Source organism: Lentzea tibetensis (genome assembly GCF_007845675.1).
GTDB lineage: Bacteria > Actinomycetota > Actinomycetes > Mycobacteriales > Pseudonocardiaceae > Lentzea > Lentzea tibetensis.
In genome coordinates this window covers 1-23,096 of the sequence record NZ_VOBR01000032.1, presented here as the reverse complement: position 1 = coordinate 23,096, position 23,096 = coordinate 1, and the positions used below count along the sequence as shown (strand labels likewise).

The window sequence follows — 23,096 nt, the reverse complement described above, 5'->3', positions numbered from 1 at the left end:
GAGATGCCTGCGGATGTTGGCCCAGCCTCCCGCGGCAGTTCTCCAAGGCTCAGAACCCCGATCTTCCGGCGTTCGCCTTCACCTCGGCCTCGTGCCGAACCTGTCCGGAAAGGACACCGACCAACCATGACCGCAACCCTGTTCAAAGAACCCGAAACCGAGGTGCTGGTGCCTGTCTCCGGCATCCTCGACATCAACGGCACCAACGCTTTCGTCCGCGTGTCCGGCTACCTGCCCGGCCCCAAGGACGCGTTCGTGCCGCAGCACCTCGTCCGCCGCTACGACCTGCGCCGAGGTGACGTCGTCTCCGGCGCCGCCGGGCAGCCGGGCGGCAAGCAGAAGGCCGCTCCGCTCGTCCGCCTCGACTCCGTCAACGGCGGTGAGCCGGGCCGCCACCGTCCCGAGTTCACCGACCTGGTGCCCGTGCACCCGACCGAACGGCTGCGCCTCGAGACCGGCCCGCACGACCTGACCACCCGCGTCGTCGACCTGATGATGCCCGTCGGCAAGGGCCAGCGCGCGTTGATCGTCGCGCCGCCCAAGGCGGGCAAGACCGTTGTGCTGCAGTCGATCGCGCACGCCATCAGCAAGAACAACCCCGAGTGCCACCTCATCGTGGCGCTCGTCGGTGAGCGTCCAGAGGAGGTCACCGACATCCAGCGCACCGTGCCGGGCGAGATCTTCGCCTCGACGTTCGACCGCTCGCCCGCCGACCACATCGCGGTCGCCGAGCTCGCCGTCGAACGGGCCAAGCGCCTGGTCGAGGAAGGCCGCGACGTCGTGGTCCTGCTCGACTCGCTGACCCGCCTCGGCCGCGCCTACAACCTGGCCGCACCCGCGTCCGGCCGCATCCTGTCCGGTGGCATCGACTCGACGACCCTGTTGCCGCCCAAGCGGTTCCTCGGCGCCGCGCGCAACATCGAGGACGGTGGCTCGCTCACCATCTTCGCGACCGCGCTGGTCGAGACCGGCTCGGTCGGCGACACGCTGATCTTCGAGGAGTACAAGGGCACCGGCAACGCCGAGCTCAAGCTCGACCGCAAGCTCGCGGGCAAGCAGGTCTACCCCGCGGTCGACGTGGAGCAGTCCGGCACCCGCAAGGACGACCTGCTGCTGTCGCCGGAAGAGCTCGCCGTGATGCGCAGGCTGCGCCGCGCACTGGCCGGCCGCGACGTCGAGGTGCTGCTCGACGGTCTGCGCAAGACCCGCACCAACATCGAGTTCCTGACGCAGCTCGCCGCCTAGAGGTTCTTGAGCGCCTCGCGTCGGGACAGCCCGGACAGCTCCGGGTGCCGCTCCACGAAGTCCTTCACCCATTCGGGTTCAGTTTTCGCGTACTCCCGCAGGGCCCAGCCGATGGCCTTGCGCAAGAAGAAGTCACGGTCCGTGATATTCGCTTCGATGCTCTCCGTGAGCAAAACGGTGTCCGTCGCCGCCTTCGAGGCGAGCTGACAGATGATCGACGTCCGGCGCCGCCACTTGTCGTCGTCGGTCGACCAGACGCGCATGACCGGCTTCACCACGTCCGGCTCCGAGCGCACCAGCGGCCCGATCCGCCGGTTGGCGATCTCGTCCACGTAGTCCCACCACGCGCCGGTGACGATCAGCTCGTCGTAGAGCGGGAGCAACGCCGAGCTCTGCCACGCGGCATACCTCCGCTGGCCGCTGAGGTCCAGTGCGACGTACCGCTCCTCGCGGAACCCGGCCTCCCGCCACAGCACGAGAATCGTGTCGACCCAGTCGGTTTCGGACGCGATGACGTGCTCGGCGAACACCGCTTTCGTCAACGCGGCCCGCTGCGGCCTGGCCACGCCCCGGTAGGGCATGTCCGACTTCATGTACGCCTGCATGTCCGGCGCCTTGTCCGGGTTCGCCAGCTCCGCGAGCCCGGCGCGCACAGCGGCGATCAGCGACGACTTGGGGGTCACGTCCGCACCGTATAGGTGTACTTTGGGCCGTGCCGCCGCTGGAAACGTTTGCAGTGGAGGTGTTGATGTCCGGTTCACGTCGTGACTTCCTGAAGGTGTCCGGCCTGGTGGCCGCGGGCCTCCTCGCGACACCGGGCGTGGCGCTCGCCGCCGACCCGTGGGACGCGGTCCCCGGCATCCTGGCCAGGATCAAGCCCCCGACGTTCCCTGACAGGGACTTCCTCGTCACCGCCTACGGCGCCAAGCCGGACGGTTCGACGGACAACGCGGCCGCGTTCCGCAAGGCGATCCAGGCGTGCACCGAGGCGGGCGGCGGCCGGGTGGTGGTGCGCGGCGGCGTGTTCGTCACCGGCGGCATCACCCTCCAGAGCAACGTGAACCTCTTCGTCGACAAGGGCGCCACGATCAGGTTCCACACCGACCCGAAGAAGTACCTCCCGGTCGTCCCGACCCGCTGGCAGGGCATCGAATGCCTGAACTACCAGGCCTTCCTCTACGCCAACAACGCCACCAACATCGCCGTCACCGGCGCGGGCACGCTCGACGGCCAGGGCCAGACGTGGAAGCCGTGGGGCGGGGGCGGCGGGTCGTGGACCCAGCTGCAGAAGTGGGGCGCCGACAACACTCCGGTCGCCCAGCGCCGCCTCGGTGAGGGCCACAAGCTGCGCCCCAACCTGATCCAGTTCGTGGAGTGCACGAACATCCTGATCAGCGGCATCACCATCGAACGCCCACCGATGTGGAGCGTCCACCCGGTGAAGTCCCGCAACATCACCGTCTCCGGCATCACGGTCAACTCACGAGGTGGCGGCGGCAACAACGACGGCGTCGACCCCGAGTGCTGCACCGACGTCCACATCACCGACTGCACCTTCAACACCGGCGACGACTGCATCGCCATCAAGTCGGGCCGCGACGTCGACGGCCGCCGGGTCAACATGCCGTCGCAGAACATCGTCGTCGAGAACTCCACCTTCGTGTTCTCGAACCGCGGCGCGATCTGCATCGGCTCCGAGGCGTCCGGCGGTGCCCGCAACGTCTACGCCCGCAACTGCCGCGTGAACCCGGCCAATGCTGCTGACCAGCTGTGGTACGTGGTGTTCATCAAGACGTCCAAGTACCGGGGCGGCACGATCGACGGCGTGCACTTCCGCGACATCACCGCGAACAAGCTCACCAAGTCCCCGGTGTTCATCACCCTCAACTACTCGGGCTCCGGCAACTCCGGCCCGGTGTCGAACCCGACGGTCCGCAACATCACCGTCGACCGGCTGACCGTGGCGGGCTCCAAGGAATACGCGGTAGAGGTGGACGGCTTGGCCGCCTCGAAGGTCAGCGACGTCGTGGTCTCCAGCAGCACGTTCACCGCGATCTCCCGCGGTGCCAACAAGATCTCCAACGCCCAGAACGTCACGTTCCCCAACACGAAGATCAACGGCAAGCCCGCCTGACGTCTGGGCTCGTTTCTTTGATGGTGGGGCGGGGACCGCGCCCGCCGGGCAGTGCGGGGGTTGGGAGTGCGGCGGGCGCTCCTTCTGTGGCTCGGCCGCCGGACTGCGGGGGCTCTTTCGCTCGGCGAAGCCGAAGGCGAGCACCGAGAGGCGCCGAAGGCGCAACAAACCAGTGGGTGGTGGGGTCTCCGTACGGCGCAGGCGAAGCCCTGCTGCATTTTGAGAGTGGGGTCAAGACACGTTTTTCGTCTTGACCCCACTCTCAAAATGTGGCTGCCTCTGGTGCGTCGTACGGAGACCCCACCACCAAGGCGACCCACTACGAAAAGAAGGCACGGGCCTCCGGTGGTGCCGGGGTCCGGGGCGGAGCCCCGGCCGCCGGAGGCCAACACCGCAATCAGCTGTGCCGCACGCCGGTACGCAGCTCGGCGAGCACGGACAACCGATCCTCAGCGTGGATCCGCTGCGTCGTCACCCGATCGGGATAGCAACGCATGAACATGTTGGTGAAGTGCGTGCCGTAGTGGATGACGTCATCCCCGGCGGGCTCGTCCAACGGGCGCACCACGGCTTCGAAGTTGGGCTCGTGGAAGTAGGCCATGGTGAACCGCTCGCGGGTGTTGAGCAGCACCTTGTGCGGCGTGGAGAGCAGGGCACCCCCGGTGAGGAACTGCATGATGTCGCCGGGGAACACGGTGAGCACGTTCGGCACGGGCTTGACGAAGGTCCAGCCCTCGGCCTCCTGGAAGCAACCCGCGGCGCTCTCGTCGGGCAGCCAGTTGCGGGGGCGCTCCTCGCCCTCGATCGGCGGGCGGACGTAGAGGCCGCCGACATCGTCTTGGGCAGCGAGCACGAGCATGCCGTAGTCGGTGTGGGCGCCGATGCCGCGGTCGGAGTCCTCCTTGACCTCCGGGAAGCGGAGGACGCGCATGTGGTGCCAGCCGTCGACCGTCAGGCGGGTGAAGGTGTCGATGTCGAGGCCGAAGCCGAGCGCGGTGAGCTGCAGGATCTTCTCGCCGTGCTCGCCGAGCGAGTCCATGAAGGTCTGCATGGCCTGGTGGTACGACTCCGACGGCCACGGGACCGGGCCGTGGCACGGCCACTTGTCGACGACGCGCGAGTCGTCGAGTGGGACGTCCTTGCAGACGGTGAAGATCTCCGAGTAGTCGGCCACGCCGTCGGTGACCTCCTCGCCGGACGCGATGTAGCCGGCGTAGGTGAGGTCGCTGACCAGTCTGGACTTCTCCTCGAACGGTAAGTCGTGGAAGAAGCTTCTGCTCGCCTGCATGGCGGCTTCGGTCTTCTGGTCCTGCACCGCGTCCGTCGCGATCTGCAGAATCCCATCGGCCTGCCATGCTTCGATGAGCTGGCGGCCCAGCGCGATGTCGCTGTCCGAACCTGTGACGGTGTCGGGCAGACGGAAGGTGCGAAGTTCGGTCATGGCCGCACTAACGTCGTTGCCTCGGAACAGGTTCATAATTCGTTTCAAGGTGGAATCGTTCTCGTCTTAGTAGGCTGGCGACCATGACGTCGTACGACTACGACCTGATCGTGATCGGATCCGGTCCGGGCGGTCAGAAGGCCGCGATCGCGGGTGCCAAGCTGGGCAAACGCGTTGCCATCATCGACAAGTCGGACATGGTCGGCGGTGTCTGCGCCAACACGGGAACCATTCCAAGCAAGACACTTCGCGAAGCTGTGCTCTTCCTGACCGGGATGAGCCAGCGGGAGCTGTACGGCGCCAGCTACCGGGTGAAGCAGGACATCACGATCTCCGACCTGATGTCCCGCACCCAGCACGTGGTGGGCCGCGAGGTCCAGGTCGTGCGAGCGCAGCTGCACCGCAACCAGGTCGACCTCATCACCGGCATGGGCCGGTTCGTCGACCCGCACACGATCTCGGTCGAGGGCGCGCACCGCGGTGACCACACGCGCATCACCGGCGAGTTCGTCGTGATCGCCACCGGGACCACGCCCGCGCGGCCGTCGCAGGTGGACTTCGACGAGGAGCGGATTCTCGACTCGGACGAGGTCTTCGCGCTCGAGGAGATCCCGTCCTCGCTGGTGGTCGTGGGTGCCGGCGTGATCGGCATCGAGTACGCGTCGATGTTCGCCGCGCTCGGCAGCCGGGTCACGGTCGTCGAGCAGCGCGAGAAGATGCTGGAGTTCTGCGACCCCGAGATCGTCGAGTCGCTCAAGTTCCACCTGCGCGACCAGGCGGTGACGTTCCGCTTCGGCGAGAAGGTCGTGAACGTCGCCGTCGGCGACAAGCAGACCGTCACGACACTGGCGAGCGGCAAGCGGATCCCCGCCGCCGCGGTCATGTACTCGGCCGGACGACAGGGCACGACCGACCGCCTCGACCTGGCGAACGCCGGCCTGGAAGCGGACAACCGCGGCCGGCTCTCGGTGGACGAGCACTACCGCACGCCCGTCGAGCACATCTACGCGGTCGGCGACGTGATCGGGTTTCCCGCGCTCGCCGCCACGTCCATGGACCAGGGCAGGCTGGCCGCCTACCACGCGTTCGGCGAACCCGCGCGCGAGCTGGCGGCCCTGCAGCCCATCGGGATCTACACGATCCCCGAGATCTCGTACGTCGGCGCGACCGAGGCCGAGCTGACGTCGTCCGCCGTGCCGTACGAGGTCGGCATCGCGCGCTACCGCGAGCTGGCGCGCGGCCAGATCGTCGGTGACGCCTACGGCATGCTGAAGCTTCTGGTGTCCACTGTGGATCGCAAGTTGTTGGGAGTGCACGTGTTCGGCACCGGTGCGACCGATCTGGTCCACATCGGACAGGCCGTGATGGGCTGCGGCGGCACGGTCGACTACCTCGTCGACACGGTGTTCAACTACCCGACGCTGTCCGAGGCGTACAAGGTGGCGGCACTCGACGCGACGAACAAGATCCGCGCGCTGGACCGCTTCAACACCTAGGACCCCAGCAGGCCGCTGTCGTGCGCCACGATGGCGGCCTGCACCCGGTTCGCGCAGTCGAGCTTCGGCAGGATGCGGCTGATGTGCGCCTTCACCGTGCCCGCGCCCATGAACAGCTCGGCGGCGATCTCGGCGTTCGACATGCCGGCGCCGACCAGTCGCAGCACGCCGCGTTCGGTGTCGGTCAGCTGTCGCACCAACTCCCGCGCGTTCGACGAGCCGGACGGTGCGGCGAGGTGCTGCTCGACCAACCGGCGGGTGATCTGCGGCGCGAGGATCAGCTCGCCGGACGCGGCGACGCGCACGGCGTGGATCAGGTCGGCCGGGGGAGTGTCCTTCAGCAGGAACCCGGTGGCGCCGGCGCGCATCGCGGACGCCACGTAGGAGTCCTCGCCGAACGTGGTCAGCATGACGACGTGCACGCCGAGCCGCACGATCTCCGCGGCGGCGGTCAAACCGTCCCCACCGGGCATCCGGATGTCGAGCAACGCCACATCGGCTTCGCGGCAAGCGGAAACGGCAGCTCGTCCGTCAGCGACCTCGGCGACGACGGTGATGTCGTCCGCGGTGTCCAGGATCAGCCGAATCCCGGCGCGCATCAGCGCCTCGTCGTCGGCGATCAGGACCCGGATCATCCGGGACAGCCTACGGTGCCGCGACGACGTCCTTGCGCGCCAGCTTCCCGTCCTGGAAGCACAACTTGTACTCCTGGCCCTGGTCACCGTCGTTCTGCCGGTACCGCAGGCAGCCCTCCGCGTCCGCGGTGCCGATGCCGTACTGCTCGGTGATCGTGGTCTCCTCGGTGCCGAGCTGCAGCTGCACGAAGGTGCCCGCGTCCATGGCTCCACCGCCCACCGCGCTGACCACCAGGATCACCACGAGACTGCCGAGCACCGGCACACCGACCATCGCGCCGAGGCAACCCGAGGCGACCACGCGGGGCAACGTCAGCGACTCGGCGACGATCGGTACCGGCGGCACCTCCGGCACGGCGTCGCCCGTCACCGCCGCGTCGGCGAGCGCGGCCGGGTGCAGCGGCAGGTCGGCCGCGATCCGAAAACCGCCCTCCGGCGCTGGGCCCGCGACGAAGCGGCCGCCGATCAGCCCGACGCGTTCCTCCAGCCCGATGAGCCCGCGCCGGGTGCCCTTGCCCTTCGGCGCGTCGGTGGTGCTGTTGACCACCAGCACCTCCGCGCGTCCGTCCGAGACGGTCACCGACACGCGAGCGCGTGCGTCCGGGGCGTGCTTGTGGACGTTGGTGAGGCCCTCCCTGACCACGCGGTGGATCGCGCGCCGCGACCGGGGGTCGGCGTCGGCGACGTCGTCGCCGTGCCACTCCAGCCGGACCGAGATGCCCGCCGCGCAGGACGACTCGACCAGTCGCAGCACGTCCTCGCGGGTGCCCGCGTTCTCGTCGAGCGTCTCCGGTTCGGTGTTCGCGCGCAGCACGCCGAGGATCTCGCGCAGCTCGGCCATCGCGACGGACGAGGTCGTCCTGACCAGCTCGGCCTGCTCGTGCAGCTCGGGCGCCTGCTTGGAGGTCATGAGCTCGAGCGCGCCGGCGTGGATGGAGATCAGGCTGAGCCGGTGGCCGAGCATGTCGTGCATCTCGCCCGCGATGTGCGAGCGCTCCTCGGTGCGCGCCTTGGACGCGGTGAGCGCCTGCGCGCGTTCGAGGTACTCGTTGCGCTCCTGCAGCAGCCGGGTCAACGGCTTGCGCTGCCCGAGCAGCATGCCCGCCAGCGCGGGCAACAACAGCAGGAAGATCAGGCCGAACACGGTGCCGCCCACGACATCGGCCCGTGTCAGCGGCGTCGGCACGATCAGGTAGTTGACGCTGCTGAACACCACCTGCCCGACGCCGGTCCCGAGCACCGTCAGCCACAGCCTGCCGCGCGGGGTGATCAGCCGCGCGGCGGTGAAGATGACGAACGTCGTGGTGGTGATCGCCCAGAAGTTGGTGCTGGCGTACAGCAGCGTGGTGGCCAGCATCGCGAGCACCGGCTTGCGCCGGGCGAGCGGGACGAGTGCCGCCGCGCAGATCGCGGTCACGACCGCCATCGCCGGGTGCGTGCTGATCGGCAGCGGGACGCCGAGCGGAAGCAGGCCGACCAGCAACGCCAGCACGGCCAGCACGAGCTCGCCGGGTCTGATCTTCTGCCGCACCAGGTCTCCGTCCGTCACGCGGTCATCTCACCCTCCGCCGCCCGCGTTCGACAGCGCCGACCGGCCCGCACAGCATGGCCGATCGGCCACGATGCGCGGGCCGGTCGGGTCATGTCCGTTTGCTGCCGTGCACGGAGCAAACGCCTCTGACGGCGATCAGGGCAGCGGCACGCCGAGCGTCTTGAGCAGCTCCCTGCCGATCGGCACGCGCTTCGCGGCGTGCGCGTCGGTCGGCAGGTCCATCTGCAGCGCGAACGTCCACAGTCGACCGTCCTGCTCGAACCAGCCGACCCACCAGCCGAACTTCTGCTCGAACTGCCACCCGGTCTTGGCGTAGAGGCCCGGCTCCTGCTGGATGATCTCGCGCAGCTCACCGGTGTGCCCGATCGGCAGCCGGTCCTGCGCCAGCCGCGCCAGGAACCGGGTCTGCTCCTCCGGCGAGATCTTCAACGGGCCCTGCAGCCAGAACTGGTCGATCACCGGACCGACGCGCTCGTTGCCGTAGCCGAGCCGGTCCACCCAGCCCGTCATGCGCTCCAGGCCGACGCGCCGCGCGACCTGCTGGTAGATCCCCGCGTTGGAGATCTTGATCGCTTCGCGCATCGACATGTCGTGCTCCCACGACGGGAACGGCTGCGGTGTGCGATCCCACGGGATCACCTCGTCCACCGACGACACCGCGCCGGTCTCCAGCGCGATCAGGGTGTTCACGATCTTGAACGTCGACGCGGGGATCGCCCGCTCACGGCCGCGGCACAGGTCCACATAGGTGTACCTCTGCGCCTGGACGTCGTAGAGCACGAACGTGCCCTTCGTGCCTTCACGCTGGAAAACGGACTGGAGGTCGTCGCGGACGACGGTGCGCGCCGAAGCGGCCGCTGACGGCACCGCAACCCCTCCCGCCAGCAAGAACAGGATCATCAACAAACGGAACACGGAGACTCCACGCGGTCAGATTGAGTAAACTTGCACGGTGGTGCATAATCATCCGCATGACGGTGAGGATCGCGGTCGCGGGCGCGAGCGGCTACGCGGGCGGAGAGCTCCTCCGGCTGCTGCTGGCGCACCCGGACGTGGAGATCGGCGCGTTGACCGCGGGCGGGAACGCGGGCAGCCCGCTGCTCGCCCACCAGCCGCACCTGCTGCCTCTCGCGGACCGGGTGCTGACCGAGACGACCGTCGAGGAGCTGAAGGGACACGACGTCGTGTTCCTCGCGCTGCCCCACGGTCACTCGGCTGAGCTCGCCGCGCAACTCGGTGACGACATCGTCGTCATCGACTGCGGTGCCGACCACCGCCTGACGTCCGAGGACGCCTGGAACCGCTGGTACGGCGGAACTTACGCGGGTAGCTGGCCCTACGGCCTGCCCGAACTTCCCGGTCAGCGCGAGAAGCTGCGCGATGCCAGGCGCATCGCCGTTCCCGGCTGCTACCCGACGGTGTCCAGCCTCGCGCTGGCCCCGGCTCTCGACCACATCGAGGACGAGGTCGTGGTCGTCGCCGTCTCCGGCACCTCCGGTGCGGGCAAGGCGCCCAAGGCGCACCTGCTCGGCTCCGAGGTCATGGGCTCCGCCAGCGCGTACGGCGTCGGTGGTGCTCACCGGCACACCCCGGAGATCGCCCAGAACCTCAGCGCGGCCGCCGGCCGGAAGATCGACGTGTCGTTCACGCCCGTGCTCGCCCCCATGTCACGTGGAATTCTTGCCACCTGCTCTGCAACGTTGAAAACCACCGACGATGTTGAGTCCGTCTACAAGAAGGCCTACGCGGACGAGCCCTTCGTGCACGTCCTGCCGGAAGGCCTCTGGCCGACGACCAACGCGGTGCTCGGCTCGAACGCCGTCCAGCTGCAGGTCACGGTCGACACCGACCTCAACCGGCTGGTCGTCGTGGCCGCCGTCGACAACCTCACCAAGGGCACGGCCGGCGCCGCCGTCCAGTGCATGAACCTCGCTCTCGGCCTGCCGGAGACCACCGGCCTCTCGACTGTTGGAGTCGCACCGTGAACCGCAACAAGGGCGTGACGGGTCCCAAGGGCTTCCGGGCCGCCGGCGTCGCCGCCGGGATCAAGGAGTCCGGTGCGCTCGACCTCACGCTCGTCGTCAACGACGGCCCGAACGACGCGGCCGCAGGCGTCTTCACCACCAACGTGGTCAAGGCCGCGCCCGTGCTCTGGTCGCAGCAGGTGATCGCGTCGCGCCGCCTCGGCGCGGTGGTGCTGAACTCGGGCGGCGCCAACGCGTGCACCGGCCCGGAGGGCTTCCAGGACACCCACGCCACCGCCGAGAAGGTCGCCGAGGTCCTGAACATCGGCGCGATCGACGTCGCGGTGTGCTCCACCGGCCTGATCGGTGAACGCCTGCCGATGGACGCGGTCAGGTTCGGTGTCGAGAAGGCCGCGAAGGAGCTCGCCGACACCGTCGACGCCGGGCTCAACGCCGCGACCGGCGTGATGACCACGGACTCCCGTCCCAAGCAGTCGTGGGACTCGCACCCGGACGGCTGGTCGGTCGGCGGGTTCGTGAAGGGCGCGGGCATGCTCGCGCCGAACATGGCCACGATGCTGTCCGTCATCACCACCGACGCCGTGATCGACGGCGCCGCGCTCGACGCCGCGTTGCGGCAGGCGACCTCCAGGACGTTCGACCGGCTCGACGTCGACGGCGGCACGTCGACCAACGACACCGTGCTCGTGCTGGCGTCCGGCGCATCCGGCGTGACCCCGTCCGCCGAGGACTTCGTCGCGCTGCTCACGAAGGTCGCGGGCGATCTCGTGAAGCAGCTGCAGGGCGACGCGGAGGGTGTCACCAAGGAGGTCAGCATCGTCGTGCGCGGTGCGGCCACCGAGGCCGAGGCCGTGCACGTCGGCCGCACGGTCGCCGAGGACAACCTGGTCAAGACCGCGCTCTTCGGCTCGGACCCGAACTGGGGCCGCATCGCCATGGCACTCGGCCGCGCCGACGCGGTGATCGACCCGGACAAGCTGGGCATCGCGATCAACGGGATCACCTTGTGCGCCAACGGGACACGGGCGCAGGACCGGTCGCTCGCCGACCTCACCGGCCGCGACATCGAGGTCGTCATCGACCTCAACGTCGGCGCCTCCGAGGCCACCGTGCTGACCACCGACCTGTCCCACGCCTACGTCGAAGAGAACAGCGCCTACAGCTCATGAACGCTCAGGAGAAGGCCGGAGTCCTCGTCGAAGCGCTGCCGTGGCTGCAGCGGTTCCGCGGCTCGCTCGTCGTCGTCAAGTACGGCGGCAACGCCATGGTCGACGACGAGCTGAAGAAGGCGTTCGCCGAGGACATGGTGTTCCTGCGGCTCGCCGGGCTGCACCCGGTCGTGGTGCACGGCGGCGGCCCGCAGATCAAGTCCATGCTCGACCGGCTGGGCATCGAGAGCGAGTTCCGCGCCGGCCTGCGGGTCACCACGCCCGAGGCGATGGACGTCGTGCGCATGGTGCTCGTCGGCCAGGTCGGGCGCGAGCTCGTCGGCCTGATCAACCAGCACGGTCCTTACGCCGTCGGCATCTCCGGTGAGGACGCGCACCTGTTCACCGCGACGAAGCGCGGTGCGGTGATCGACGGCGAGGAGGTCGACCTCGGCCTCGTCGGCGACATCACCGAGGTGAACCCGGACGCGGTGCTGGACATCGTGCGCGCCGGCCGCATCCCGGTCGTCTCGACGGTCGCGCCGGACATCGACGGCGTGCCGCACAACGTCAACGCGGACACTGCGGCCGGTGCTCTCGCCGTCGCTCTGGGCGCCGAGAAGCTGGTCGTGCTCACCGATGTCGAAGGCCTCTACTCGAACTGGCCGGACAAGTCGTCTCTGCTGCACCAGATCCGCGCCGAGGAGCTGGAGAAGCTCCTGCCGGAGCTGGACAGCGGCATGATCCCGAAGATGGAGGCGTGCCTGCGCGCCGTGCGCGGCGGTGTTCCTCGTGCGCACGTGATCGACGGCCGTCTCGCGCACTCCGTGCTGCTCGAAGTCTTCACGTCCGAAGGTGTCGGAACGATGGTGTTGGGGGACAACCTGTGACCCGGTGGCAGAAGTCCATGATGGACAACTACGGCACGCCGTCGCTCGCGTTGGAACGCGGCGAGGGCGCGTACGTGTGGGACACCGACGGCAACCGATACCTGGACCTGCTGACCGGCATCGCGGTCAACGCGCTCGGCCACGCCCACCCGGCGATCGTCGAGGCGGTCACCAGGCAGATCTCCACGATCGGCCACACCTCGAACCTGTACGTCAACGAGCCCGCGCTGGCGCTGGCCGAGCGGCTGCTCGACCTGTCCGGTGTGGACGGTGACGGCCGGGTCTTCTTCTGCAACTCCGGCGCGGAGGCCAACGAGGCCGCGCTGAAGATGTCCCGCCGCACCGGCCGCACCAAGATCGTCGCGACCGACGGCGCGTTCCACGGCCGCACGATGGGTGCGCTCAGCCTCACCGGCCAGCCCGGCAAGAAGACGCCGTTCGAGCCGCTCGTCCCCGGCGTCGTGCACATCCCGTTCGGCGACGTCGACGCGCTCGAAGCGGCCATCGACGACGACACGGCGGCGTTCTTCGTCGAGCCGATCCAGGGCGAGCAGGGCGTTGTGGTGCCTCCCGCGGGTTACCTGCAGGCGGCCCGCGCGATCACCCAGCAGCACGGCGCGCTGCTGGTGCTGGACGAGGTGCAGACCGGCATCGGCAGGCTGGGCACGTGGTTCGCCTTCCAGCAGGCGGGGATCGTGCCGGACGTCATGACGCTCGCCAAGGGCATCGGCGGCGGGCTGCCGCTCGGCGCCACCATCGGTTTCGGCGACGCGGCCCACCTGTTCGAGCCCGGTCACCACGGCACGACGTTCGGCGGCAACCCCGTCTGCTGCGCGGCCGCACTCGCCGTGCTCGACACGATCGCCGCGGAAGGCTTGCTGGAGCACGCTTCCGCGGTCGGCAAGGAGATCGCGACCGGAGTGGAGGCACTCGGTCACCCGCAGATCTCCGGGGTCCGGGGTGCCGGCCTGCTGCTCGGCATCACTTTGCGAGAGGCGGTCTCGGCGAAGGCCGCGGCGGCCGCGCAGCAGGCCGGATACCTGATCAACCCGATCCAGCCCGACGTCATCCGCCTCGCGCCGCCGCTGGTGCTGGACGAGGCCGACGCCCACCGGTTCGTTGCTGATCTGCCGTCTTTCTTTGCCAAGATCGATGCTACGGAGGAGTCATGAGCCCCAGGCACTTCCTCCGCGACGACGACCTGACGCCGGACGAGCAGTCGGCGGTGCTGGACCTCGCGGACACGTTCAAGGCCGATCGGTTCGGTCACAAGCCGCTGGCGGGCCCCAAGGCCATCGCGGTGATCTTCGAGAAGAACTCGACCCGCACCCGCCTGTCGTTCGAGGTCGGCATCGCCCAGCTCGGCGGCAACCCGGTCATCATCGACGGCCGCTCCATGCAGCTCGGCCGTGAGGAGACCATCGAGGACACCTCGCGCATCCTGTCCGGCTACGTCGACGCGGTCGTGTGGCGGACGTTCGCGCAGGCCCGCATGGACGCCATGGCGAGCGTGTCGCGCGTCCCGGTCGTCAACGCGCTGACCGACGAGTTCCACCCGTGCCAGGTGCTCGCGGACCTGCAGACGATCCGCCGCCGCCACGGCGAGCTCGCCGGGCTGACGCTGACCTACCTCGGCGACGGCGCGAACAACATGTCGCACTCGTTGCTGCTCGGCGGTGCGACGGCCGGCATGAACGTCCGCATCGGCGCGCCCGCCGGCTTCGTGCCGAACCCGACGTTCCTCGACGACGCCAAGCAGCGCGCGGCGGAGACCGGCGGTTCGGTCGAGCTGATCACCGACCCGCGGCGGGCGGTCGACGGCGCGGACGTGCTCGTCACCGACACGTGGACGTCGATGGGCCAGGAGAACGACGGCAAGGACCGGGTCGGCCCGTTCCGGCCGTACCAGGTCAACACCGCGCTGCTCGAGTCGACCGGCGTGGACTCCACGGTCCTGCACTGCCTGCCCGCGCACCGCGGCTGGGAGATCACCGACGAGGTGCTCGACGGGCCGCAGTCGCTCGTGTGGGACGAGGCCGAGAACCGGTTGCACGCGCAGAAAGCGCTGCTGGTGTGGCTGTTGGAGAATTCCTGATGACCCGCACCGCGCGTCAGGGACGCATCGTCGAGATGGTCAGCCAGCGAGCCGTCCGCAGCCAGTCGGAGCTCGCGAAGCTCCTCGCCGCGGAAGGCATCGAGGTCACCCAGGCGACGCTGTCGCGCGATCTCGACGAACTGGGCGCGGTGAAGCTGCGCGGCGCCGACGGTGGCGCGCCGATCTACGTGATCCCCGAGGACGGCAGCCCGGTCCGCGGGGTGCAGGGCGGGACGACGCGGCTCGTCCGGCTGCTGAACGAACTGCTGGTGGCGACCGACTTCTCCGGCAACCTGGCCGTGCTGCGCACCCCGCCGGGTGCGGCGCAGTTCCTCGCCAGCGCGCTGGACCGGGCGGCGCTGAACGACATCGTCGGCACCATCGCCGGTGACGACACCATCCTCGTCGTGGCGAGGGAACCGCTCACCGGAGCGGAGCTGGCCGAGCGGATCACCGCGATGGCCGCGGGCAACGAGTTCAAGGAGAACGGTCATGAGTGATCGGATCGTCCTTGCCTATTCCGGGGGCTTGGACACGTCCGTCGGCATCGGGTGGATCGCAGAAGAAACCGGCGCCGAAGTAGTCGCTGTCGCGGTCGACGTCGGCCAGGGCGGCGAGGACATGGAGGCGATCCGCAAGCGCGCGCTGGACTGCGGCGCCGTCGAGGCGGTCGTCGCCGACGCGCGCGACGAGTTCGCCGAGGACTACTGCCTGCCCGCGCTGCAGGCCAACGCGCTCTACCAGGACCGCTACCCGCTGGTCTCGGCGCTGTCCCGGCCGGTGATCGCGAAGCACCTCGTCGAGGCCGCGAAGTACCACGGCGCGTCGACCGTCGCGCACGGCTGCACCGGCAAGGGCAACGACCAGGTCCGCTTCGAGGTCGGCATCGGCGCTCTCGCACCGGATCTCAAGGTCATCGCGCCGGTCCGCGACTACGCGTGGACCCGCGAGAAGGCCATCCTGTGGGCCGAGGAGCGCGGCCTCCCGATCGACGTCAGCAAGAAGTCCCCGTACTCGGTCGACCAGAACGTGTGGGGCCGCGCGGTCGAGACCGGCTTCCTCGAGGACATCTGGAACGCGCCGATCGAGGACGTCTACTCGTACACGCAGAACCCGGCCGAGCCGCGCGACCCCGACGAGCTCGTGATCACGTTCGACAAGGGCGTTCCGGTCGCGATCGACGGCGAGACCGTCACGTGCCTCCAGGCGATCCAGGAGCTGAACCGCCGCGCGGGCGCGCAGGGCGTCGGCAGGCTGGACCTGGTCGAGGACCGGTTGGTCGGCATCAAGTCGCGCGAGGTCTACGAGGCGCCCGGCGCGATCGCGCTGATCACCGCGCACGAGGAGCTGGAGAACGTCACGCTGGAGCGCGACCTGGCCCGCTTCAAGCGCCAGGTGTCGCAGCGCTGGAGCGAGCTGGTGTACGACGGTCTGTGGTTCTCGCCGCTGAAGTACGCGCTGGACGACTTCATCGCGAACTCGCAGCAGCACGTGTCCGGTGAGGTGCGGATGGTCCTGCACGCGGGGCGCGCGGTCGTCACCGGGCGGCGTTCCGAGCAGTCGTTGTACGACTTCAACCTGGCCACATACGACGAGGGTGACGCGTTCGACCAGACGCTGGCCAAGGGCTTCGTGCAGCTCTGGGGCCTGCCGTCCAAGATCGCAGCGAAGAGGGATGCGCAAAAGTGAGTTCTTTGTGGGGTGGCCGGTTCGCTTCGGGTCCTGCCGAGGCGATGGCCCGACTGTCCTTGTCCACGCACTTCGACTGGCGGCTCGCGCCGTACGACATCGCGGGATCCCGTGCGCACGCACGCGTCCTGAAGTCGGCGGGCCTGCTCACGGACGAGGAGCTGTCCGGGATGATCAAGGCGCTGGACGAGCTGGAGGCCGACGTGGCCTCCGGCGAGTTCACGCCGGTGCTCGAAGACGAGGACGTGCACACCGCGCTGGAGCGCGGCCTGATCGACCGCGCCGGTCCTGAACTGGGCGGCAAGCTGCGCGCCGGTCGTTCGCGCAACGACCAGGTGGCGACGCTGTTCCGGATGTGGCTGCGCGACGCGGCCCGCCGGGTCTCCGCCGGTGTGCTCGACGTGGTGGACGCGCTCGCCGCGCAGTCCGCCACGCACATGGGTGCCGTGATGCCGGGCCGCACGCACCTGCAGTCCGCGCAGCCCGTGCTGCTCGCGCACCACCTGCTGGCGCACGCGCAGTCGTTGCTGCGGGACGTCGACCGGCTGCGCGACTGGGACAAGCGGGCGGCTCTTTCGCCCTACGGCTCCGGCGCGCTGGCCGGGTCGTCGCTCGGCCTCGACCCGGCGGCCGTGGCCGCTGACCTGGGCTTCGACGGTCCGGTGGAGAACTCGATCGACGGCACCGCGTCGCGCGACTTCGCCGCCGAGATCGCGTTCGTGCTGTCGATGATCGGCGTGAACCTGTCCCGGATCGCCGAAGAAGTGATCATCTGGACGACGGCGGAGTTCCGCTTCGCCGTGCTGGACGACGCGTGGGCGACCGGCAGCTCGATCATGCCGCAGAAGAAGAACCCGGACGTCGCCGAGCTGGCGCGCGGCAAGTCCGGGCGGCTCATCGGCAACCTGACCGGGCTGCTGGCGACGTTGAAGGCGCAGCCGCTGGCCTACAACCGCGACCTGCAGGAGGACAAGGAGCCGCTGTTCGACTCGGTCGAGCAGCTGGAGCTGCTGCTCCCCGCGTTCGCCGGCATGGTGGCGACCCTCAGGTTCGACACCGACCGCATGGCCGCGCTCGCTCCCGCCGGTTTCACGCTGGCGACCGACATCGCGGAATGGCTTGTGCGCCAAGGGGTTCCGTTCCGCGTGGCGCACGAGGCGGCGGGCTCCTGCGTCCGGGCGGCCGAGTCGCGCGGCGTCGGTTTGGAGGACCTGTCCGACGAGGAATTCGCGGGCATCTCTCCGGCCCTCACGCCTGACGTGCGTACTGTGCTGACCGTGGAAGGATCCATAGCTTCACGAAACGCCCACGGCGGTACCGCTCCCGACCGAGTGTCGGAGCAGCTGGACCGGCTCGTCGCCCGAGCTCGCACAGCGCGTGAGTTCTAGACCGCTGACGAGGGAGGAGCTCGCCGTCGATCCACTGGACGCGGCGCGGCTCCTCCTCGGCGCGCACCTGGAAGCGGACGGTGTGCGCGTGCGGATCGTCGAGGTCGAGGCGTACCGCGGCGGTGACGACCCGGCGTCGCACTGCTACCGCGGCCGCACCTCGCGCAACGACGTGATGTTCGGCCCGGCCGGGCACCTGTACGTCTACTTCGTCTACGGCATGCACTTCTGCGCGAACGTCGTTGCGGCGACCGACGGCGTGCCCGGTGCCGTGCTGCTGCGCGCGGGCGAGGTGCTCGAAGGCCTCCCGCTCGCGCACGAACGACGCCCGGCCGCGCGGTCGGACGCCGAGCTGGCCAGGGGACCGGCCAGGCTGTGCAGCGTCCTCGGACTCGATCGCAAGTACAACGGCATCGACCTGACCTCGCCGGATTCGCCGGTGCGCCTGTTCGCCGGCGATCACGCGGGTGAGGTGCACTCCGGCCCCAGGGTCGGTGTCGCCGTCGCGATGGACGTGCCGTGGCGGTTCTGGATCGACTCGCCCGCCGTGTCGCCGTACCGCAAAGGCGGGAAGCGCCGAGCGACGGCCTGAGTTCCCCTTCACCATGTGACGGGGTTCAAGGCGTGAAAACCTGGCCCAGCGGGCTCGCCCCGATCAGCTGGCGCGCCAGGTGGTTCGACGCGGGCATGACCACCCCGGCCTGCACGTCGCGCCACCTCCGTTCGAACGGCAGTGCCCTGGCGTACGCCGCACCACCGGCGACGTCGACCAGCCGCTGCACCACGCGCACCGCGTTGTTCGTCGCCGCGTACTTGACCAGCACGCACCGCGCGATGCCGTCCTGCGTGCCCAGCTCGAACAGCCTGCCGCCGTCGACCTCCTCGGCGTGCCGGAAGATCAACGCGCGCGACGATTCCAGCAGCGCCGTGCACTCGCCGAACGCGTCCCTGACGAGCGGGTCGTCCTCAGCCCTGGTTGCCACCCACTCGAGCGCACCCGCCGCGATCCCCGTGTAGACGGCGGCGAACGCCGGCATCGCCCACGCCCACACCGTCTCGAACACGCGCCGGTCGAAGTGCCCGGCGGGCAGCGAGTGCACCACGTCCTCCTCGCGCACGAACACGTCGTCGAGCTCGACGTCGTTGCTGCGGGTGGCGCGCATGCCGAGCGTGTCCCACACGTCGTGGACGCGCACGCCGGGCTGGTCCAGCGCGATCCGGCAGATCAGCAACGTGTCGTCGTGGCGGGCCGTGATCGTGCAATGCGTCGCGACGGAAGTGTTGGTGGCGAAGGACTTCCGGCCGTTGACCCGGTATCCGCCCTCGGTCTTGTCCGCTCTGGTCCGCGCGTCCGTGACGAGGTTCGTCAGCCCCATCTCGCTGGTGACCGACGCCCACACGAGCTTGTTCTCCGCGGCGAGGCGGAGCAGATCGGCCAGGCGCGGGTTGCCGGTGCGGCGCCACACGCTCGCCCACTGCCCGAGCGGCGACACGTGCATCGTGTACGCCAGCGCCGTCGAGCCGCAGCCCATCGCCAGGCGTTCCAGCACGGCCAGGATTTCTCGTTGTGCGGCACCGAGACCGCCGAGCTCCTCCGGCACGGACAACCGGAGGAACCCGGCTTCTCGCAGGTCGTCGTAGTTCTCGTGCGGGAACGTGTTGTCCCGATCGTGCCGCGCCGCTCGTTCCGCGAACCGGTCGGCCAGCCGTCCCGCCACGTCGAGGATCTCGGTCATGACCCCAGAGTGCCGGAGTCAGCTGATCGTGGTGCGGCGGTACCAGGCGCGGCGGTACTCGACCGGCAGCGCCAATCGAGTGATCAGGCCCGTGAGCACGGCACCGACGACCAGCCAGAGGATCGCGGCCAGGCCCTCGTTGAGCAGCACGGCGACCTTCTCGCTGCCCGGCACGAACAGGTCGCTCAGCCCGAGGTTCACGCCACCGGCGAAGCCCGAGATGAACTGGGCGAACCCGTTGGCCATGTTGGCGCCCGCCACCACCAGGAAGATGTGTGCGGCCAGCACGATCGCGAACACCCAGCAGATGACGTCGATGACGGCGCACACCATCCGCACCACGCGTATCTTGCTGTCCACGCGATCGGCGCGTTCGACGATCTCCTCGCGTTCCACCACGGGGTCGGGCTGTTGCGGCATAACCTCCGTCCGGCGCTCGACCGGACGATCTTCGCGCGGGTAGGTCATCTCAAGTCCTTCCACCGGGTCCCCTGGCCCTGGCCTACCCGTGCGCGATCAGGACGAAACAAAGGGGAGTGATGATCGAGAACCTGTGCAGGGAGCTCGCGTCGGTGGGGCCCGACGGGTGGGAGCGCATCGAACTGCGATCCAGCGTCAGTCCGGCGCACTCCGTCGCCAGTGTGAGATCGGGTGGCCGGAGCCGGGGCGACCGGCGGTTCGACCAGCTCGTGCCGGAGCTGCTGAAGATCACCGACCGCGCCCGCGTCGACCTGACCCTCGACGCCGACGGCAGGTACGAGTTGCTTGTGGCGCACGGGGTCGCGGAAACGAAGATGTTCGAGCGGAACCTGCACCACGTCGTGCTGGACCCGCACCACCGCCCGGTCCCGCCGCGCGAACCCGACCCCGATCTGGTGATCCCCGACGAGGTGCTGCGCCTCGACGCGAGCCTCGACCTCGGGGACGACATCGACGAGGTGGAGGTCGTGCCACCGGACCTCATCGTGAGCTACCTGGCGACGGAGGCGCAGTCGGAGGCCGAGCGCGCGGCGAACCCCGCGGAGTGGGGCGCACCCTGCTTCTACCAAGGTCCACCGGACGTGGTGCGGCGGATGTGGTGGAACCCGCGCTGGATCCCGATCGGTGACTTCGAGGACGGCAGGCAGCTGGCGATCGACCTCGACCCCGGTCCGGCGGGAGTCGTCGGTCAGGTCCTCGAGCTCGACTACCGCATCGCGCGGTACGTGGGGCCGTCGCTGCAGGACTACCTCGAGCGGCGCGACCTGCCGGTACCCGAGACCCTCGACCACATGGGCCACCTCAGGAGGAGGGACCTCGCCGAGTCGGTCGCGTCGTTCCCCGACCGCGACTGGCTCCAGCAACTCCAGCTCAACGACGTGGCGGACGCCGACCTGAGCCCGTTGGCGAGCGTGCCGCTGCTGCGCGAGCTGAAGATCGACCGCGGTGGCGCGCTGCGGATCGGCGACCTGGCGCGGTGCCCGCTCGAACGACTGGAGCTGAACGTCACCGAGGTCGACCTCGGTGCGCTCGAAGGACACCCGACGCTGACGTCCCTCACGGTCACCGGGGGAGCGGAGGTGCGCCTGCCGCACCTGCCCGCGTTGAAGGTGCTCGACGTCGGCGACGCGGTGCTCGACGTGGCCGAGTTGCCGCCGCTGTCGTTCCTCACCCTGAACCCGGCGCAGTGGGCGTCGACCACGGCGAAGCCCGCGGTGGCCGGGGTGCGCGGCGAGCTGTCCGTGCCGGAGCTGGCCCGGTGGGCGGCGCGCCGGACGGGCGGACCGGTGCGGCTGAACCGGGTTGAAAGCCGTTTGAGCTGGTAGGGGAGAATCGGACCCGTGAGCGAGCACATCCTTGACGAACTGTCCTGGCGCGGCCTGATCGCGCACTCCACCGACCTCGACGCACTCCGCGAGGATCTGGACGCCGGCCCGCTCACCCTCTATTGCGGCTTCGACCCGACCGCGCCGTCGCTGCACGCGGGCAACCTGGTGCCGCTGCTGATGCTGACCAGGTTCCAGCGCGCCGGGCACCGTCCCGTGGTGCTCGCGGGCGGCGCGACGGGCATGATCGGCGACCCGCGCGACACCGGTGAGCGCACGCTGAACTCGCTCGACACGGTCGCCGAGTGGGCGGACCGCATCCGCGGCCAGCTGGAGCGGTTCGTGCACTTCGACGAGTCGGAGACGGGCGCGGTCATCGCGAACAACCTGGACTGGACCGGTCAGGTGCCGGTGCTCGAGTTCCTGCGCGACGTCGGCAAGCACTTCTCGATCAACGTGATGCTGTCGCGCGAGACGGTGAAGCGGCGGCTCGAGAGCGACGGCATGTCGTACACCGAGTTCAGCTACCTGCTCCTCCAGTCGAACGACTACCTCCAGCTGCACCGCAGGTACGGCACGTCGTTGCAGGTCGGTGGCTCCGATCAGTGGGGCAACATCATCGGCGGCGTCGACCTGGTCCGCCGCGTCGAGGGCGCGTCGGTGCACGCGCTGACCGCACCGCTGGTGACGGACGCCGAGGGGCGCAAGTTCGGCAAGTCCACCGGTGGCGGCAACGTGTGGCTCGACCCGGAGATGACCTCGCCGTACGCCTGGTACCAGTACTTCGTGAACGTCGGCGACGCGGACGTGCTGCGCTACCTGCGGCTGTTCACGTTCCTCACGCGTGAGGAGATCGAGGCGCTGGAGCAGGAGACGGCCGAGAAGCCGCACCTGCGTTCCGCGCAGAAGCGGCTGGCGCTGGAGTTCACGAACATCGTGCACGGCGAGCGCGCGACCGAGCAGGTGATCACGGCGTCGCAGGCCCTGTTCGGGCGGGCGGAGCTGCGTGACCTGGACGCGTCGACGCTGGACGCGGCGCTGGCGGAGGCCCCGACGGGGACGGTCCGCATGTCCGACGAGCCGACGATCGTCGACCTGCTGGTGACGTCCGGGCTGGCCGACAGCCGCGGGTCCGCGCGGCGCACGGTCAACGAGGGCGGCGCGTACGTGAACAACGCGAAGGTGACCGACGAGGAGTGGAAGCCGGCCAAGGAGGACCTCCTCCACGGCAAGTGGCTCGTGCTGCGCCGCGGCAAGCGGAACAACGCAGGCGTGCAGGTAGAGCTCTGACCTGCGGTTTCAGTGTCCGAAGGGCCGTCGATCCCGAGTGGGTCGGCGGCCCTTCGTCGTCGCGATCAAGTTTCTTGGTGTGATCGCGGTCACACTGTGCAGGCAAGTAGGGGTGAGATACGTTGTTGGCAGGCCCTGGATGGGGCTGCTGACCTGCGGTTTCATAACCGCAGGGGACTGCTGCGCCCCCGATTTGACCCTGTGTTGGCGTGCGTGTAACTTTCTCCATGTCAGCACGGAACGGGCCGGGAAAACCGGAACGGAGTGCGGCGGAGGTCACGAACCAAGCTCCCATCTAGCGTGGTAGAGTGGGTGACCGCGAGACCGTGAAGACCCAGCAGGTAGCTCGTCTTGAGTTCGAAGCCATGGGCGTCCGGTTTCAACACAAAGCTTTATGACACACAAGCCTCGGATCGAGCCGCGTTTGCGGTGAGTGATGATGAGCGCGTGTTCTTTGAGAACTCAACAGCGTGCCGAAACACAGCCAGTAATATGAACCTCGTCAAGAGGTTCCTTTGAGTAATTTAGATTGATGCCAGACATATTCCGTCTGGAGCGATCAAACCA

Annotated in this window: 20 protein-coding genes and 1 pseudogene; 14 read left to right on the top strand and 7 right to left on the bottom strand. The window is 69.0% G+C overall.

Annotation, left to right across the window (positions count from 1 at the left end; translation table 11 throughout):
• Positions 1-153: 153 nt before the first annotated feature.
• Positions 154-1,245, top strand: a pseudogene (rho, locus tag FKR81_RS35380) (transcription termination factor Rho); the annotation flags it as partial.
• Here the strand turns inward: rho and FKR81_RS35375 are convergent.
• A complete protein-coding gene (locus FKR81_RS35375; RefSeq protein WP_146358580.1) occupies positions 1,242-1,928 on the bottom strand; it encodes a DNA alkylation repair protein in 687 nt (228 codons plus the stop codon). The pseudogene rho and the gene FKR81_RS35375 sit on opposite strands and share 4 nt — an antisense overlap.
• A gap of 65 nt (positions 1,929-1,993) precedes the next feature.
• Here FKR81_RS35375 and FKR81_RS35370 point away from each other — a divergent pair, with 65 nt between their 5' ends.
• A complete protein-coding gene (locus FKR81_RS35370; protein WP_146358579.1) occupies positions 1,994-3,379 on the top strand; it encodes a glycoside hydrolase family 28 protein in 1,386 nt (461 codons plus the stop codon).
• A gap of 397 nt (positions 3,380-3,776) precedes the next feature.
• Here FKR81_RS35370 and FKR81_RS35365 read toward each other — a convergent pair whose 3' ends face one another.
• On the bottom strand, positions 3,777-4,820 hold the full coding sequence (locus tag FKR81_RS35365) for a 2-oxoglutarate and iron-dependent oxygenase domain-containing protein (protein WP_146358578.1): 1,044 nt from the start codon (positions 4,818-4,820) through the stop codon (positions 3,777-3,779).
• A gap of 83 nt (positions 4,821-4,903) precedes the next feature.
• Here FKR81_RS35365 and sthA point away from each other — a divergent pair, with 83 nt between their 5' ends.
• Positions 4,904-6,316 (top strand): Si-specific NAD(P)(+) transhydrogenase, encoded by a 1,413-nt coding sequence (gene sthA / locus FKR81_RS35360; protein WP_146358577.1) that lies wholly within the window; start codon positions 4,904-4,906, stop codon positions 6,314-6,316.
• Here the strand turns inward: sthA and FKR81_RS35355 are convergent.
• The 3 genes from FKR81_RS35355 to FKR81_RS35345 form a co-directional block, all read right to left on the bottom strand.
• Positions 6,313-6,951, bottom strand: a complete 639-nt coding sequence (locus FKR81_RS35355; protein WP_146358576.1) for a response regulator — start codon at positions 6,949-6,951, stop codon at positions 6,313-6,315. The two genes, sthA and FKR81_RS35355, sit on opposite strands and share 4 nt — an antisense overlap.
• Positions 6,952-6,961: 10 nt before the next feature.
• Complete coding sequence (locus FKR81_RS35350) at positions 6,962-8,500, bottom strand: sensor histidine kinase (RefSeq protein WP_146358575.1); 1,539 nt, start codon at positions 8,498-8,500, stop codon at positions 6,962-6,964.
• 138 nt (positions 8,501-8,638) lie between these two features.
• Positions 8,639-9,403 carry a class D beta-lactamase gene (locus FKR81_RS35345; protein WP_146358667.1) on the bottom strand — a complete coding sequence of 255 codons (765 nt, stop codon included), beginning with the start codon at positions 9,401-9,403 and terminating at the stop codon, positions 8,639-8,641.
• Positions 9,404-9,474: 71 nt separating this feature from the next.
• Between FKR81_RS35345 and argC the strand changes: the two genes are divergently transcribed.
• Genes argC through FKR81_RS35300 form a run of 9 tightly spaced genes read left to right on the top strand, consistent with a single transcriptional unit; the run spans position 9,475 to position 18,290 of the window.
• Positions 9,475-10,488 carry an N-acetyl-gamma-glutamyl-phosphate reductase gene (gene argC / locus FKR81_RS35340; RefSeq protein WP_146358574.1) on the top strand — a complete coding sequence of 338 codons (1,014 nt, stop codon included), beginning with the start codon at positions 9,475-9,477 and terminating at the stop codon, positions 10,486-10,488.
• Positions 10,485-11,657 (top strand): bifunctional glutamate N-acetyltransferase/amino-acid acetyltransferase ArgJ, encoded by a 1,173-nt coding sequence (gene argJ / locus FKR81_RS35335; RefSeq protein WP_146358573.1) that lies wholly within the window; start codon positions 10,485-10,487, stop codon positions 11,655-11,657. Before argC ends, argJ begins: the two co-directional genes overlap by 4 nt.
• Positions 11,654-12,526, top strand: a complete 873-nt coding sequence (gene argB / locus FKR81_RS35330; protein ID WP_146358572.1) for an acetylglutamate kinase — start codon at positions 11,654-11,656, stop codon at positions 12,524-12,526. Before argJ ends, argB begins: the two co-directional genes overlap by 4 nt.
• Before the next feature lie 17 nt (positions 12,527-12,543).
• Positions 12,544-13,698 carry an acetylornithine transaminase gene (locus tag FKR81_RS35325; RefSeq protein ID WP_146358666.1) on the top strand — a complete coding sequence of 385 codons (1,155 nt, stop codon included), beginning with the start codon at positions 12,544-12,546 and terminating at the stop codon, positions 13,696-13,698.
• On the top strand, positions 13,695-14,621 hold the full coding sequence (argF, locus tag FKR81_RS35320) for an ornithine carbamoyltransferase (RefSeq protein ID WP_146358571.1): 927 nt from the start codon (positions 13,695-13,697) through the stop codon (positions 14,619-14,621). Before FKR81_RS35325 ends, argF begins: the two co-directional genes overlap by 4 nt.
• Complete coding sequence (locus FKR81_RS35315; RefSeq protein ID WP_146358570.1) at positions 14,621-15,121, top strand: arginine repressor; 501 nt, start codon at positions 14,621-14,623, stop codon at positions 15,119-15,121. Before argF ends, FKR81_RS35315 begins: the two co-directional genes overlap by 1 nt.
• Entirely contained in the window at positions 15,114-16,310 is a 1,197-nt protein-coding gene (locus FKR81_RS35310) for an argininosuccinate synthase (RefSeq protein WP_146358569.1), read from the top strand. The genes FKR81_RS35315 and FKR81_RS35310 overlap by 8 nt, the downstream gene beginning before the upstream one ends.
• Positions 16,307-17,698, top strand: a complete 1,392-nt coding sequence (gene argH, locus FKR81_RS35305) for an argininosuccinate lyase (protein WP_407936570.1) — start codon at positions 16,307-16,309, stop codon at positions 17,696-17,698. The genes FKR81_RS35310 and argH overlap by 4 nt, the downstream gene beginning before the upstream one ends.
• Positions 17,688-18,290, top strand: a complete 603-nt coding sequence (locus tag FKR81_RS35300; RefSeq protein WP_235922041.1) for a DNA-3-methyladenine glycosylase — start codon at positions 17,688-17,690, stop codon at positions 18,288-18,290. Before argH ends, FKR81_RS35300 begins: the two co-directional genes overlap by 11 nt.
• 25 nt (positions 18,291-18,315) lie before the next feature.
• Here the strand turns inward: FKR81_RS35300 and FKR81_RS35295 are convergent, their stop codons facing one another.
• On the bottom strand, positions 18,316-19,434 hold the full coding sequence (locus FKR81_RS35295; RefSeq protein ID WP_146358567.1) for an acyl-CoA dehydrogenase family protein: 1,119 nt from the start codon (positions 19,432-19,434) through the stop codon (positions 18,316-18,318).
• An 18-nt stretch (positions 19,435-19,452) separates the two neighbouring features.
• A complete protein-coding gene (locus FKR81_RS35290) occupies positions 19,453-19,902 on the bottom strand; it encodes a hypothetical protein (RefSeq protein ID WP_235922039.1) in 450 nt (149 codons plus the stop codon).
• A gap of 71 nt (positions 19,903-19,973) precedes the next feature.
• Here FKR81_RS35290 and FKR81_RS35285 point away from each other — a divergent pair, with 71 nt between their 5' ends.
• On the top strand, positions 19,974-21,239 hold the full coding sequence (locus tag FKR81_RS35285) for an SMI1/KNR4 family protein (RefSeq protein WP_146358566.1): 1,266 nt from the start codon (positions 19,974-19,976) through the stop codon (positions 21,237-21,239).
• Between the two features lie 15 nt (positions 21,240-21,254).
• Positions 21,255-22,529, top strand: a complete 1,275-nt coding sequence (gene tyrS / locus FKR81_RS35280; protein WP_146358565.1) for a tyrosine--tRNA ligase — start codon at positions 21,255-21,257, stop codon at positions 22,527-22,529.
• The last annotated feature ends 567 nt before the right edge of the window (positions 22,530-23,096 follow it).